The following is a 14,723-nucleotide window of genomic DNA, read 5'->3' on the forward strand; positions in this document are numbered from 1 at the left end:
GTTTATTTTTTTGTCCAACTTTTAATATTATGTCCCCATAATGCAAAGAACAAGATAATAGCATAACAGGGTATTAATATCCAGTAACTGGCTGTTGAAGCCGAAGATATAGCTTCCGCCTCAGCAATACCATTTGCTATTAATTCGTGCTTACCAGCATCAACCATTCTTCCGTATAATGGTGGAATAATAGCGCCGCCGGCAATCGCCATAATTAACAATGCCGAAGCTGTTTTGGTAAACTTACCCAAACCTTCAAGAGTTAACGGCCATACTGCAGGCCATACTAATGCGTTAGCAATACCTAAAGCCGCCACAAATAATACGGATGTAAACCCAGTTGTAGATAATATGCAGATACTAAACACGATCCCTAAAGCAGCACTTATTTTTAAAGCCGTATCCTGCTTTAAATATTTAGGAATTAAGACAACCCCTAATGCATAAGTTGCCACCATAGCCATCAATGTAAATGTGGTAAAAAACTTAGCATCTTCAGCCGAGAACCCTAAAGAAATACCATAAGCAATTATACTATCTCCTGCTATGACTTCTGCCCCAACATAAACAAATAAGGTTAACACCCCTAACCACAAATGTGGAAACTGAAAAATACTTGTCTTTGTTGTTTTCCCTGCTTCTGTTTCTTCAACTGGGGCTGCCTCTACATGCGGAAGCGGTGCTTTTCTAATTAGCATCCCTAAAACAAACAAGGCTACGGCCATAACTATATAAGGCGTAACAACACTATCTGCCATTGTATCTAATAGCTGGCTCTTTTCAGAATCTGTAACCGTTGTAATTTTTTCTTTAACCTCATCAATACCCGACAATAGTAAAGCTCCAAAAATTAGTGACCCCAAAGCGCCCGCTACTTTATTTGCAATTCCCATAATAGCAATACGCTTGGCTCCACTTTCAATAGGACCTAAAATTGTAATGTATGGATTAGCAGCAGTTTGTAAAATTGTCATTCCAGTACCTTGAAGAAAAATGGCAAATAGAAACACACCATAAGTACGAGCCTCTGCTGCCGGAATAAATACCAAAGCTCCAATTCCCATAATAATTAAACCCAGAGACATCCCCTTACGATAGCCTATCTTGTTTAAAATGTATGAGGCTGGTAATGCCATAACTACAAATGAAATATAAGATGCAGAGGCGACTAAGTACGATTGCGCTTCTGTTAATTCATTTATTGTTTTCATAAATGGAATTAAAGCACCATTTATCCAAGTGACAAAACCGAATATAAAAAACAATCCTGCTATAATAGCTATAGCTACCGTGTTACTATTTTTTGGTGTCTGTGTCATAATTTGAAAAGGTTTTAATTATTAATTAGTGTTTGGTTTTTACAAAACTATAGAGCTTTGTGTTTCTTTATGCTAATAATCCATCTTAATCGATTGAATTTAGGTTTTATATTTTCATTTGTGCCACCATGCTATCGATCAACTTAAATTGATTCTTTGCTCGGTCTAAATTATGTTCCGGGTATTTGGTTTTATAATAAATATCGTCATTCAAATAATCGGTCAAGAAGCGCAATGCCATAATAAAAATCATGGTTTTTGCCGCTAATGGAAGAGTTTCAATTTCCAATGGTGTTAAAGCCGACTCTACTTTTTCTAAAAATCCTTTTTTATAGGCTTTATAAAATGCCACATTAAAGTTTACCAAATCTAAATTGGTTTCATCTTCGGCTGCGGTGTTGCATATGGTTCTAATGGCATCTCCAAAATCGTAATGTACTACACCTGGCATTACCGTATCGGTATCTATAACACAAAGTCCTTTATTGTTCTTATCGAATAAGGCATTGGATATTTTTGTATCGTTGTGGGTAACTCTTAGTTTTATTTTTCCAGATTCCTTTAAGTTTTGAATGATGTGCATTTCTTCCTTAAGCCCAGCAACCTTATCCAAATAAGCCTTGGCCCTTTCTTTTCTTTCTCCTGAAGCGCCCTTTAAAGCTTCTTCGAACTGCCAAAAACGGAATGACATATCATGGAACTTCGGAATAACATCTATTAATACTGAAGCATCGAAATCACTGGTAAGGTTCAAGAAATCACCAGACAGTTTACCGCCCTCGTAAGCCACTTCCTCAGCGGTTACAATCTCATGGGTTACACTATCATTTATATATACCATGACATTCCAAAAATTGCCCGCGTCATCTTTATAATAATAGTCTCCATTAGTTGTTGGAACGAAGGTTAACACACTTCTTTTAAGTTCCTCTTCTGGTAAATGCGACAATTTATTCTGAATATGCTTGCTAACGCTTACCTTATTTGAAATTAAACCAGGCACATCTTTAAAAACCTCATGATTTATACGCTGAAGAATATAATAAGGCTCTTCTTTAGTCTTTACTAAAAACGTATCGTTTATATGCCCTGATGCCAACTCTTTATGCGACGCATACGCTGATGCATGCTTAAATTGATCGAACTTATAGATTAACTGTTCTTCCGTCATCTTACCACAGGTGTTTTGGATATACGTTATCTGCCTTTAATGCCTCAATGGCTTTTTGCACAATCGCTTTATCCTCTTTGTAAGTAACCCCAAACCACTTCGCTTCAGATTTTAAAACCTCAACTGTAGCTTCTCCAGATTTCAAAATTTCGTTAACTATGGTCGGTAAATAAAACTCGGCCTTTAAGTTCTCTTTATTATTTTCTAAAAAGTCTAAAAGTAATTGTCCGCCAAACTCAAAACATTTAGGTGTAAAGCCCCAAAAGTTCATCGACACTACTGTATTCTCATCGATAGGAATGAACTCCCCATTATCGTCTTTGCGCATTAACTTACCATCAATCTTTTCAATATGCGTTCTTTCGGTAACATCTACCAAATAGCCATTATCGTCTACTTGACATTCCCCTCTAGACACATAACCGTGATCGGACACCGTATTCTTTAACAAATAGGCCATGGTCTTAAAGTCATAGGACTCTTTATCGGTAGCTATCAAAGCTTTAGCCATAGACTCAAACGCTTCCCTACTGTAAAAGTCATCGGCATTAATAATGGCAAAATTTTCCTGTACAGCATCTTTGGCCATCAATAACGCATGACCAGTCCCCCAAGGCTTTGTACGTTCTGGATTTATATATTGTTCAGGCACATTTTCAAGTTCCTGGTACACATAATCAACTTCGGCTTTACCCTCTAGTTTCTTATTAAAAATAGCTTTAAATTCTTCTTCAAAGCTCTTACGAATAATAAACACAAACTTGCCAAATCCTGCCCTAAGGGCATCGTAAAGCGAAAAGTCTATTATTGTATCTCCATCTGGAGTAAAAGAATCAATTTGTTTCAATCCTCCATAGCGGCTTCCCATTCCTGCTGCTAAAATTACTAGTGTTGGCTTACTCATTACATTACGTCTTAAAAATACTATACTTAACTCTCACAAACAAATTAAATCCTTCCAATAAATCTCTAAAAAACAACCCATTACAGACCCATAAAAAACAACCCAATTTGCTCTTTAGGTTACGAAACTACACAATAAAGTCGAATAAAAAAAGAAAAAACAGTAAAAAGTGTGTTCGAACACACTAAACGCTATACTTATAATTAAAGTAGACAGGCTAGCAATAATAAATTAAATTTATTATTTTTGACAAAATTGTCAAGTCGATAATCTTAAGAAAATGAAACAAAACTTTAGAGAGTATATCCATAGTCTAAGAACACAGAAAGGATTTACACTTACTAAACTAGCAAGTGCTCTCGATATCGATCAGTCCACTTTATCTAAAATTGAAAATGGAAAAAGAAATATTCCGAAAGAAATATTGCCTAAACTTGCCAAAATTTTTAAACTGAATGTAGACCAATTGGAGAACGAATTTATAAGTGAAAAAATAGCAGAAATGATTTATCCAAAAGAAAATACAAGTGAACTTTTAAAACTTGCTGAAAAAAAAGCGCACTACAAAAAACTCAGAAATTTGTCACAAGGTAAAATAGGATATTAAAATGCCAAGCTATTCAAAAATCCGTAGAGATTTAGATATTGAAAACATGAATGGAAATGCCGAAGACCTTGCATTTCTCACTCATTATCTCCACAATTACACAAATGAAGCTTCTAAATCGTTTGAAGAAAGGGCCATACAATATTTTAATCATCAAAAAAACAACTTGGCAATTGTATCAGAGCCGAAATTACAGGCCATGCTGCCTATTAGTTGGGACATTCCTTTTCCAAGCCCTGAACATCCTGAATTCACATTTGTCGATCTATTTGCCGGTATAGGAGGGTTTAGAATTCCAATGCAGGAGATTGGTGGAAAATGTGTGTTTTCTTCTGAATTTAATTATCATGCCCAAAGAGCCTATGAACTCAATTTTGGAGAAGTTCCTTTTGGGGACATTACCAAGATTGATTTGGATTTAGTACCAAAACACAATGTGTTATGTGCCGGCTTCCCTTGTCAACCTTTCAGTATTTCTGGAAAGATGAAAGGATTCGAAGATACTAGGGGCACCTTAATCTATCATGTTTTTAAAATTATAGAAAAAAGAAGACCCGATGTGGTATTGTTAGAAAATGTAAAACATTTACTATATCATGATAAAAAAAGAACTTTAACTACAATTATCCTACACTTAGAGGAACTAGGCTACAAAGTTTCACAAAAGGTTCTAAATGCATCTGATTTTGGTGTACCTCAAAACAGGGAACGAATTATAATTATTGGGCATAGAACCAAAACATTCGATTTTTCAAAATTAGAGACCAAAGACAAGCCCATATTGAAAACTTTTTTAGACAAAGAGAATGATTTTGAGTATTTAAACGAGCCATATACGATTCTTGAAGAGATGAAGACTCAAGATTCTGGTTTAATTTTTGCGGGCTACAGAAATAAGACCATTCGGAAAGCAGGGGTTCGCCCCAACACCAAACATTTGTCTAGAGTCCACAAACAACCCAATCGAATTTATTCAACAGAAGGAGTTCACCCAGCCCTACCTTCCCAAGAATCCTCTGGCAGGTTTTGGATTTACCATGAGAATAAGGTACGTAAACTCACTATTCAGGAGTGTTACAGGATTATGGGATTCCCTAAACAATTCAAATTAATTAATAACCGTTCTGAACTGTACAAGCAGGTTGGCAATTCAGTAGCTATTCCAATGATAAAGGAAGTTGCCAACCAAGTTAAAAAACAATTACTTACACCTATCCAAATAGAGAATGCCAGATACATTTATTAAAAAAGCCTATGACCAATCTATGGATTTGGTTGGTTCTGATAACAAAATCAAATCTGATTTACCCCAATCAATAACAAAACACCTCGATATAGTTTTGAGTAAATCAGAGTCATCCAAAGCAGTACTAACTGTAATTCTCACAAGCTTGGTTTACAAAATACTTAATCCTGGACAAGATATAAGAAACCACCAAACCAGTATTGACAATGGATATTCAGGCCGAACTTTCGACACAAAATATATCACACCTTTTTTAAAAAGTGTAAAATTTCCAGCAATGGCCGAAAGCGGCTGGTTAACACGCTCACTTGAACAAAAAGTTCCATATAACAAAGACTATTCTGGAGCAATAAGACCCGAAACATTAAAAATCTCTTTTCTTGCTACTATTGATTTTATCCAAAAGAATCGAAAATTAGATAAATGTTTAAGCTATCTAATGCAGGGACTTATTATAAAAAGGAATAATCAAGAAATCAACTTAGCAAAACCCTTAAACCTCCCAATAACTACAATAATAGATCTACTCACTAGACATTTCAACTCTAAATACACTTCAGACGGTGCGTCTCGACTTCCTGTTTTGGCTTTATTTGCTGCTTATAAATGTCTTATACACGAAGTAAGGCGATTTGAAGGCAAAAAACTATTAGATATTGAAAGCCACACCTCTGCCGATACAAGAAGTGGTAGGATTGGAGATATAGATATTGTTGATGTTAAAGGAAAAGAATTTGAGGCCGTTGAAGTAAAACATGGTATTCCTATTACATCTCAACTTGTAAAAGATGCTTTTGAAAAGTTTAAAACAACTCAAGTTAACAGATACTATTTGCTGTCTACGGCAGATATTGATTCAACTGAATCCAAAAAAATAGAACAAGAAATTGAGCGAATAAAGAATATACATGGCTGCCATGTTATTGCCAATGGACTCATAAACTCCTTAAAATATTACTTACGGCTTCTCTCTGAAACATCAGAGTTTATAGAAAATTATGTTACTTTAATTGAACTTGATACAGCTTTGAAATTCGAACATAAAAAGCAATGGAATATTTTAATATCAGAAATGTAAACAACTAAAAACTGAAGTTAAATTAACTTCACTAACATATGTTTTCTTGCCTGCAAAACTCATGAAGAAATATACCATAAAAGATATCGCCCAATTAGCTGGAGTCTCAAAAGGGACGGTAGACCGAGTTATCCATAACAGGGGCAAAGTTTCTGAAACCGCCCTTAAGAAAGTAAACAACATCCTAAAAGAAATTGATTACCAACCTAATATAATTGCACAAAGTTTAAAAAAGAACAAAAGTTGTCACTTGTGCATACTCATGCCAGATCCCGCAATCGATCCTTATTGGACCCCTTGTTTAGAAGGTATCGAGGAGGCTTATAATGAATTTTCTCCTTTTGGGGCTACGGTAGAACACATTTACTTTAACCCTTTTATTAGCGACAGTTTTGTAAAGCAAAGCCAATTGGCCTTAAAGCCTAACTTTGACGGCGTATTATTAGCTCCTCTATTTCAAAAAGAGTCCATTACTTTTATTAATGAATGTGACAAAATCAAAAAGCCTTATTTCCTATTTAACAACGACTTAAAGAATGCCGACTCCCAAAAGTTTGTAGGACAGGATCTTTTTCAAAGTGGCAGAATTGGCGCTAAATTAGTACATGCCACATTAAAGGATAATGCCGAAGTAGCCATCATCCATATCGATGAAGTCTTTAAAAATGCAACCCACATGCAAGAGAAAGAAAAAGGATTCCGTAGTTATTTTAGCGAACTGAAAGATCACAACTTTACGATAAACACCTATAAGCTAAAACATAGAAACGCCAACAACCTAAAAAAGACCATTAAATATTTTATTGATACCCACCCAGAAATAAGCGGCTTTTTTGCCACCAACTCCAAAATACATTTACTGGCGGCTTTATTAAATAAAAATAGAAAAGACACCTGTGTGGTTGGCTACGATTTGTTACCGGAAAACATTCAGTTTTTAAAATCGGGAGTCATAGATTATTTAATACACCAAAATCCTAAACGACAAGCCTACTTGGGTGTTGCTTTTTTAGCCGATTATCTATTGTTTAACAAGGTAATCCCAAATAAAAATCTAATTCCTATTGACATAGTGAATTCTGAGAATTATATGGGGTATCTTAAATAGGGACATACATTTAGTTTGCATTAACCCGCGTGTATTTTGAATCAAAACAGTAATGATGTGTCAGTTCGAGTGTCCGCCAAAGGCGGGACGTATCGAGAACTTGTTTAAATGCCAAAACCCCTACCTGCCTGCCAGCTGGTAGGTTGACAGGTTTTTGTCAAAACGCTCCACAGGTTAACATTAGTATTATTCTCCCAAGTGTAACACCCCAAAAGACGAAGCTATATGAAAATCGGGCATTTCGGTATTAGGGTTAACCCAGGTTATCCAAGTAGGCTCATAACTACCATCATGTTGCAAATTGTATTTCGCCCTATAGATTCCCGCCTCAATGCTATTATTGTTTATTAGTTTTAATGCTTTTAAGGAGGCCTTGCTTATGGCACCTTCAACCGTGAAACCAGAATCATCGAACGACGATTTTACCTCGATGTCGTCTTTAGGCCAGTTCCAATTAAAATCGAATTGTCTGTTGGGTTGTGCCTTAAAATCCATAACCCTTGGAGACGGATCAATTTCTAAACAATAGTATGGATCAAGGTTTTTATCTTGCCTAAAAAACAACTCTACCCGATCTGAATTGTTAATACTTGCCTTTGTATCATCTGTTTTATCAATATGTACATTGGCATCTTCAACCCTAAAACAAAAAAACAAATAATCTGTACTATGGACCGCTTTAAATTTTATTGGTTTTATTACTTCGGAATCCCATGGGGATTGAAAACCGGATAACACATTGGCTTTGTTCCAAAATGGCGAATCCCCCTTCCCTGTAATATTAAAGCTTTCCGCAACTCTATTGACCTTATATACACTCATTGTTATTTATGCATTAACTATTTATTGGCAATTATACTACATTTAACGTTAACGAACACAACAAACCAAAAATTCTATAGAAGTATATTTTTTTAGCAACAAACAATCCCTCTGTAACTCATAAAAAAAAGAGGTCGTCTAAAAAGTAATTTTTAGGCGATTTTCTTTTTTTCATATATGTGAAGTTCCTAAAATCCTTCTTTTTTAGTTAAAAGTTTCAAGTAGCAAGTACTTAAAGTTGTTCTAAAGTGCTAAACTGTACTTTTTAAGGTTATGTGCCATTGCAATCAGCCCTATTTCTACATTTACCTTATCCAACCCCCTTAACATAAAACGTTTGAAGTTCATATTCTGCTTGATATTGCCAAATATCGCCTCTACATCCCAACAGCGTTGTTTGCGTTTTTCGATACCTCTCTGGCTTGTGAGCAACGCTCGAGCTTTGGATTTTAGTCGCATAAGGTTGAAGTTGCGTTCAATAATACGATTATCCTTGGCCTTATGGCAGGGGCTTCTTAACGGACAGCCCTTACAGTTTAGTGCTTGGTAGCGTGTTATGGTCTGCTCAAAGCCTGTTTTTGTGCCCTTCTTGTAACTGCCGATATTGGGCATGGCCTGTCCCATAGGGCAATAATAGGTGTCGGTATCCTTGTTATAGTACAACTGGTCCGAGTGGAATGGATTGGGCTGCTCTTTGGTCTGTTTTTGCTCCTTGTGGAAGTAGTTATATTTCACGAAGGCCTCTATGCCCTTATTCTCCAGATCGGTATAATTTTCCTCGCTGCCAAAGCCTGCATCGGCGGTAAGGATCTGTGGTGGCTCAACGTAGCCGTCTATAAAATCCTCAAGGTGGTCTTTAAGCAGTGTAGTATCTGCCGTGGTCTGTCCAAGGGTATAATTGGTCAGGTATTGGTTACTGGAAGAGGCTAGAAAGTTGTAGCCTGGTTTGAGCTGTCCGTTTTGCATATGGTCATCTTTCATTCGCATGAAGGTGGCATCGGGATCGGTCTTGCTAATAGAGTTGCGCTGGCCCATCTGGGCTTGTTGCCTGTTGTACTTGGCAATATTTCCCGGCCAGTTTTTTTTGGCGTAGTTAAGCTTTTGCCTCACCTTTGCATCTACCTTCTTGCCCTCTAGGGCTCTATTGATATTGTCAATGGCCTTTGCCACTTCAGCGGGGTCTATGGCTTCAAAGTTATCGGGTTCATTGGGACGTTGCTCTTCCTCTGCACAGACCGTCTCCACATAACTCCAAAGTTCCTTGAGTTGTTTCTTGATGCGCTCACGGGAAGTTTTGATGCTCTTGCCCCAAACAAAGGTATAGCGATTGGCATTGGCTTCTATTTTTGTGCCATCTACATAAATATCCTTAATATTGAGCGCACCTTGAGCTGCCAACAATAAAACCACTTGATTAAAAATCTTCTTGAACTTCCTTTTGAGCTTCCCTGAACGGAAATTGGCAATGGTATTATGGTCAGGCTGTATGCCTCCAGAGAGCCACATAAAGTGTACATTCTCTCCAAGGGCCTGTTCTATTTTACGGGATGAATACAGATTGCGCAAATAGGCGTAGATTAATACTTTTAGCAATACACGGGGATGATAGCTCGAAGTGCCCCCGCCCTTATAGCTACGCTCAATTGAACTAATGTCTACTTGGTCTATAATGGTATTGACAACACGGACAGGGTGGTGACCGGGAATAAAATCGTCATAACTCGGAGGTAGAAGACTTAATTGTGACTGGTGATTGGTCTTCCATACGGGGGATGCTTTCATGACTTTAAGATACTAAAAACATCTAACCAATTCAAAAAAAAAGAGCTGGTAAAACCAGCTCTTCACAACAATTTAATCTCAATGCTTTTTCTTTATATTACATTAAGTTCTTTCCCCACTTTAATAAAGGCATTAACAGCCTTATCTATATGCGCTTTGGTATGGGCTGCAGATAATTGCACCCTAATCCTAGCCTTATCTTTGGGCACTACTGGATAGAAAAAACCTATCACATAAATTCCCTCTTCCAGTAATCTATTTGCCATAATTTGGGACAGCTTAGCATCGTAAAGCATTACCGGAACGATAGCAGCATCTGCGCCAACCAAATCGAAACCAGCAGCTTCCATTTTTGTTCTAAAGTAGTTGGTATTGTCTTCCAGCTTATCACGAAGCGAGGTGTCTTTCTCCAAAATTTCAAACACTTTAAGGGACGCCCCTACTATGGCAGGCGCTAAAGAGTTCGAAAACAAATAGGGTCTGGAACGTTGACGCAACATTTCTATAATTTCTTTTTTTCCTGTAGTGAATCCACCCATAGCTCCTCCCAAAGCTTTACCTAGTGTGCCTGTAATAATATCTACTCGGCCTAAAACATTTTTCAATTCTATGGTACCTCGGCCTGTTTTTCCAATAAACCCTGAGGCATGGCATTCGTCTACCATAACCAAAGCATCATATTTATCGGCCAAATCACATATCTTATCCAAGGAAGCTACAACGCCATCCATGGAGAACACACCATCTGTTACAATAATCTTGAAGCGATGGCTTTGCTTATTGGCCTCTATTAATTTGGCCTCCAAATCGGCCATATCGTTATTAGCATACCTGTATCGTGCCGCTTTACACAAACGCACTCCATCAATAATGGAAGCATGATTCAAGGCATCTGAAATAATCGCATCCTCACCTGTTAACAATGGCTCAAAAACCCCACCGTTGGCATCAAATGCTGCTGCATAAAGAATGGTATCCTCACCGTGAAAGAACTCAGCTATTTTAGCTTCCAATTGCTTATGGATATCTTGTGTACCACAAATAAAACGAACGGAAGACATTCCAAAACCATATTTATCCATGGTATCTTTGGCCGCTTGAATCACTTCCTTATTATTGGACAGCCCTAAATAGTTATTCGCACAAAAATTAATAACTTCCTCGCCAGTCGACACTTTTATAACAGCATCTTGGGAGGTTGTTATAATACGCTCTTCCTTAAACAACCCATCATCTTTAATGGTTTGCAGCTCCTCTAGTAAATGGTCTTTAATCTTTCCGTACATCTTACTGTTATTTTATGCGATTACTGAATTATAATATGCTTTTAAATTATCTATCATCACCTTAGACATGGCATCCAAATCATACTGCGGTTTCCATCCCCAATCTTCCTTTGCTTGGGCATCGTCTATACTCATAGGCCAAGAATCTGCTATATCCTGTCTAAAATCGGGGCTGTAGCTAACCTCAAATTTCGGATATATTTTTTTAATGGACGCCGCGACTTCCTCCGGACTAAAGCTCATTCCCGAAAGATTATAGGAAGTTCTCACCGATATATTTTCGGCTGGTGCATCCATAAGCTCCAGAGTTGCCCTAACCGCATCTTCTATATAAATCATGGGCAGTGTTGTAGAGGCTTTTAAAAAGCACTCAAAAGGTTCTTGCTTTACTGCCTTATGGTAAATATCAACTGCATAATCGGTAGTTCCCCCTCCAGGCAAGGACTGATACCCTATAACCCCTGGATAGCGAAGGGATCGCACATCTAGATTATACTTTTTATAATAATAGTTTGCCCAGTTTTCACCTGCTACCTTACTTATACCATAAACAGTAGAAGGGGACAAGTTAGAGTCTTGAGGTGTATTAACTCGTTCTATATTATTGCCGAACACCGCTATTGAACTTGGAAAAAACACTTTCTTAACGTTTGAAAGTCTTGACACTTCCAAAACATTAAAAAAAGTACTCATATTGATATCCCAAGTCATCAATGGAAATTCTTCTCCTTTAGCCGATAAAATAGCAGCCAGATGGTAAATTTGGGTAATCTTATACTTAGCCACCATAGCCTTAAGCGCTTCTATATCTTTAACATCAAGGATTTCAAAAATACCCTCGTAATCTTTATTAGATCGCAAGTCTGATGCCACAACATGGTCAACACCAAATTTTTCTTGAAGTGCCTTGGTAAGTACAGCTCCCAACTGCCCACTAGCTCCCGTTATTAGAATATTTTCAGTAGTCATTTATTTCTAAATATATTAGAACAAATTTAAGAAATAAAGCACTATATAAACATTTTTACCTTCTATTTGCCTTAAAATAAGTATTTTTACCTTCAAATATCAATAATAAAAGCTTTTTTACCTTTATCAGGTTTTAAATAATATTCGTTTGAAGTAAAATTATCTTTATATGGAAAGACTTGACGCAACCGATTTAGACATTTTAAGAATTCTACAACAGAATTCCAAGAAAACCACCAAGGATATTGCAGAAACCCTTAACCTCACCCCCTCTCCTGTTTACGAGCGGATTAGAAGGTTGGAAAAGAAAGGCTATATTAAAAAATATGTAGCGCTCTTAGATAAAAAATTGGTTAAAAAACCCATTACCGCTGTGTGTATGGTATCGTTACGTTACCACAACGAGGGCTTTATAGAAAAGTTCGAAAAACAAATAAGGACACTAAGTGAAGTACAGGAATGCTACCATATGGCTGGAAAAGTGGATTTTTTCCTGAAGATTAACGTAGAAAGTCTCGATGCCTACCATCAATTTGTAAGACTAAAATTGTCTAAAATTGAAAACATAGGTGTTTTGGAAAGCTACTTTGTTTTAAAGGAAATTTTACATACTACAGCATATAACATTTAACCCCCACCTTATTATAAATTCCATAGCATGTGTAACTTTATAGTGAACAAAACTTCATGCTAGTTTTATACCATAGTAATTTACTGTTATTTTTCGTTTTACATTTTCTGTTTTGTCAACTCCTCAAGTGCAGGAATTAAAAACCTTTTATTTTGTGGTGTTTGGTGCTCTTTTTTGATAATCTCCTTAAACTTTTCAATAATCTCTGGATGGTCTTGAGATATATCATTTTGTTCAGCTATATCTTCTTCCAAATTATATAACTCTACATGGGTATTATCTTTTTTAATGTCTTTCCAAATCATTTTCCATTTTCCCATACGCACCGCCACCTGACCTTGATATTCGGGAAACTCCCAATATAAATAAGGGTGTTCTTTTTGTTCTGCTTGTTGTGTTAGTGTATTTAAAAAACTGATGCCATCTATATCTTCTGGAGTATTTACATTTGCTACTTCGCACAAGGTAGGCATCACATCCCAAAAGGCCGAAATATGATTGCTTGTAGTACCGGGCTTAATATGGTTTGGCCATGAGGCAATCATAGGTATGCGTATGCCTCCTTCATAAACAAACCCTTTACCACGACCATACTCGCTTTTAAATGGTTTCGCACTATCGAACCATGGGGAATCTGTCCCTCCATTGTATGTTGGCCCATTATCTGAAGAAAATATAATAAGTGTATTTTCGTATTTACCTGTTTTCTTTAAATGCCCTATAAGCTTTCCGATATTTTCATCGAAATACGATACCATGGCCGCATAGGTTGCATGGGGATAACGCACAGGGAAGTAGCCTTTTTGACCTAAATAAGGTTCTTCCTCTCCAAACTTCTTCACATAGTAATCTACCCAGCTTTTAGGTGCTTGTAGGGCTGCATGAGGTATTGGCGTTGCCCAATACATAAAAAATGGCTCGTCTTTTACACGATCAACAAAAGCAATCATTTTTTCAAATGAGACCTCTGGCGCATAATAAGGCTGATTATACTTTGCGTAGGACGCTTCATTGTATGAATCATCACCTTTAGTTAGTTTTGTATTGGGCGGTACGGTATCGTTAGCTAAATGATAACGCACTTCATTTTCGTAAAGATGTAAAGGGTTATAAGTATGGGCTTGCCTTTGGCAATTATATCCAAAAAAATAATCGAATCCCATTTTTGTTGGAATTGACTCGGTATGTGGAGCTCCTAACCCCCATTTTCCAAACATTCCATTGGTATACCCTGCTTGCTTAAGTAATTTTGGTAAGGTTACCACATCCCTTCCTATTGGCGACTGGCCTTCAAGCGTGGAATCTTTGACTACTTTTACATAATCCCAGACATCTCCAACCTCTCCCCGTTGCCATTCGTCATTCCCTCTTACCGGGGAATGCCCCATATGTTTTCCGGTCAGTAGTGATGCTCTTGCAGGCGCACAAACAGGGGCTCCTGTATAATGTTGCGTAAACAGCATACCAGACCTAGCTAAAGCATCTATGTTTGGGGTTTCAATTTTATCCTGACCATAAGCCCCTGTTTCGGCATAACCTAAATCGTCCGCCAAAATGTAGATAATATTTGGCTTAACCTCTTTTGGCTCATTCTTTTTGGTTCTTGAATTACATGAGACAACTACAATAGTAAATAGCAATAAATAAACTTGTTTAAATTCCATAGAAACAGATTCTTTTAATAAAAAGGGGCAATAAACCCCTAATATTCAATTTCCCAAAGTTATTTATATTTTAAAAACTACCAAGTAAACCCTTTGCTAATAAAAGATTATTAGCAAAAACAAATGCGGCTAAAAA

Annotated in this window: 13 protein-coding genes; 5 read left to right on the forward strand and 8 right to left on the reverse strand. The window is 36.9% G+C overall.

Annotated features, from left to right (window positions below):
- Positions 1-2: 2 nt before the first annotated feature.
- The 3 genes from MR062_RS03050 to MR062_RS03060 form a co-directional block, all read right to left on the reverse strand.
- A complete protein-coding gene (locus MR062_RS03050; protein WP_242202610.1) occupies positions 3-1,319 on the reverse strand; it encodes a sugar MFS transporter in 1,317 nt (438 codons plus the stop codon).
- A 106-nt stretch (positions 1,320-1,425) separates the two neighbouring features.
- A complete protein-coding gene (locus tag MR062_RS03055; RefSeq protein ID WP_242202611.1) occupies positions 1,426-2,490 on the reverse strand; it encodes a phosphotransferase enzyme family protein in 1,065 nt (354 codons plus the stop codon).
- A gap of 1 nt (position 2,491) precedes the next feature.
- Positions 2,492-3,394 (reverse strand): nucleotidyltransferase family protein, encoded by a 903-nt coding sequence (locus MR062_RS03060; RefSeq protein WP_242202612.1) that lies wholly within the window; start codon positions 3,392-3,394, stop codon positions 2,492-2,494.
- 280 nt (positions 3,395-3,674) lie between these two features.
- Between MR062_RS03060 and MR062_RS03065 the strand changes: the two genes are divergently transcribed.
- The 4 genes from MR062_RS03065 to MR062_RS03080 all read left to right on the forward strand — a co-directional run bounded on the left by MR062_RS03065 (position 3,675) and on the right by MR062_RS03080 (position 7,433).
- The gene (locus MR062_RS03065) at positions 3,675-4,001 is read left to right on the forward strand and encodes a helix-turn-helix domain-containing protein (RefSeq protein WP_242202613.1); all 327 of its coding nucleotides are present in this window, start codon (positions 3,675-3,677) and stop codon (positions 3,999-4,001) included.
- A 1-nt stretch (position 4,002) separates the two neighbouring features.
- Positions 4,003-5,247 (forward strand): DNA cytosine methyltransferase, encoded by a 1,245-nt coding sequence (locus MR062_RS03070; protein WP_242202614.1) that lies wholly within the window; start codon positions 4,003-4,005, stop codon positions 5,245-5,247.
- A complete protein-coding gene (locus MR062_RS03075; RefSeq protein WP_242202615.1) occupies positions 5,228-6,325 on the forward strand; it encodes a hypothetical protein in 1,098 nt (365 codons plus the stop codon). The genes MR062_RS03070 and MR062_RS03075 overlap by 20 nt, the downstream gene beginning before the upstream one ends.
- Before the next feature lie 61 nt (positions 6,326-6,386).
- Positions 6,387-7,433, forward strand: a complete 1,047-nt coding sequence (locus MR062_RS03080; protein ID WP_242202616.1) for a LacI family DNA-binding transcriptional regulator — start codon at positions 6,387-6,389, stop codon at positions 7,431-7,433.
- Positions 7,434-7,619: 186 nt separating this feature from the next.
- Here MR062_RS03080 and MR062_RS03085 read toward each other — a convergent pair whose 3' ends face one another.
- The 4 genes from MR062_RS03085 to MR062_RS03100 all read right to left on the reverse strand — a co-directional run bounded on the left by MR062_RS03085 (position 7,620) and on the right by MR062_RS03100 (position 12,292).
- Positions 7,620-8,255, reverse strand: coding sequence for a sugar-binding protein (locus tag MR062_RS03085; RefSeq protein WP_242202617.1), 636 nt, complete (start codon positions 8,253-8,255; stop codon positions 7,620-7,622).
- 243 nt (positions 8,256-8,498) lie between these two features.
- Complete coding sequence (locus MR062_RS03090) at positions 8,499-10,037, reverse strand: IS1182 family transposase (protein ID WP_242202618.1); 1,539 nt, start codon at positions 10,035-10,037, stop codon at positions 8,499-8,501.
- A gap of 92 nt (positions 10,038-10,129) precedes the next feature.
- Entirely contained in the window at positions 10,130-11,323 is a 1,194-nt protein-coding gene (gene kbl / locus MR062_RS03095) for a glycine C-acetyltransferase (protein ID WP_242202619.1), read from the reverse strand.
- 12 nt (positions 11,324-11,335) lie between these two features.
- Entirely contained in the window at positions 11,336-12,292 is a 957-nt protein-coding gene (locus MR062_RS03100) for an NAD-dependent epimerase/dehydratase family protein (protein ID WP_242202620.1), read from the reverse strand.
- 169 nt (positions 12,293-12,461) lie between these two features.
- Between MR062_RS03100 and MR062_RS03105 the strand changes: the two genes are divergently transcribed.
- Entirely contained in the window at positions 12,462-12,923 is a 462-nt protein-coding gene (locus MR062_RS03105) for an Lrp/AsnC family transcriptional regulator (protein WP_242202621.1), read from the forward strand.
- A 98-nt stretch (positions 12,924-13,021) separates the two neighbouring features.
- Here the strand turns inward: MR062_RS03105 and MR062_RS03110 are convergent, their stop codons facing one another.
- Positions 13,022-14,587 carry an arylsulfatase gene (locus tag MR062_RS03110; protein ID WP_242202622.1) on the reverse strand — a complete coding sequence of 522 codons (1,566 nt, stop codon included), beginning with the start codon at positions 14,585-14,587 and terminating at the stop codon, positions 13,022-13,024.
- Positions 14,588-14,723: the final 136 nt, after the last annotated feature.

Source organism: Aestuariivivens insulae, assembly GCF_022662195.1.
Lineage (GTDB): Bacteria > Bacteroidota > Bacteroidia > Flavobacteriales > Flavobacteriaceae > Aestuariivivens > Aestuariivivens insulae.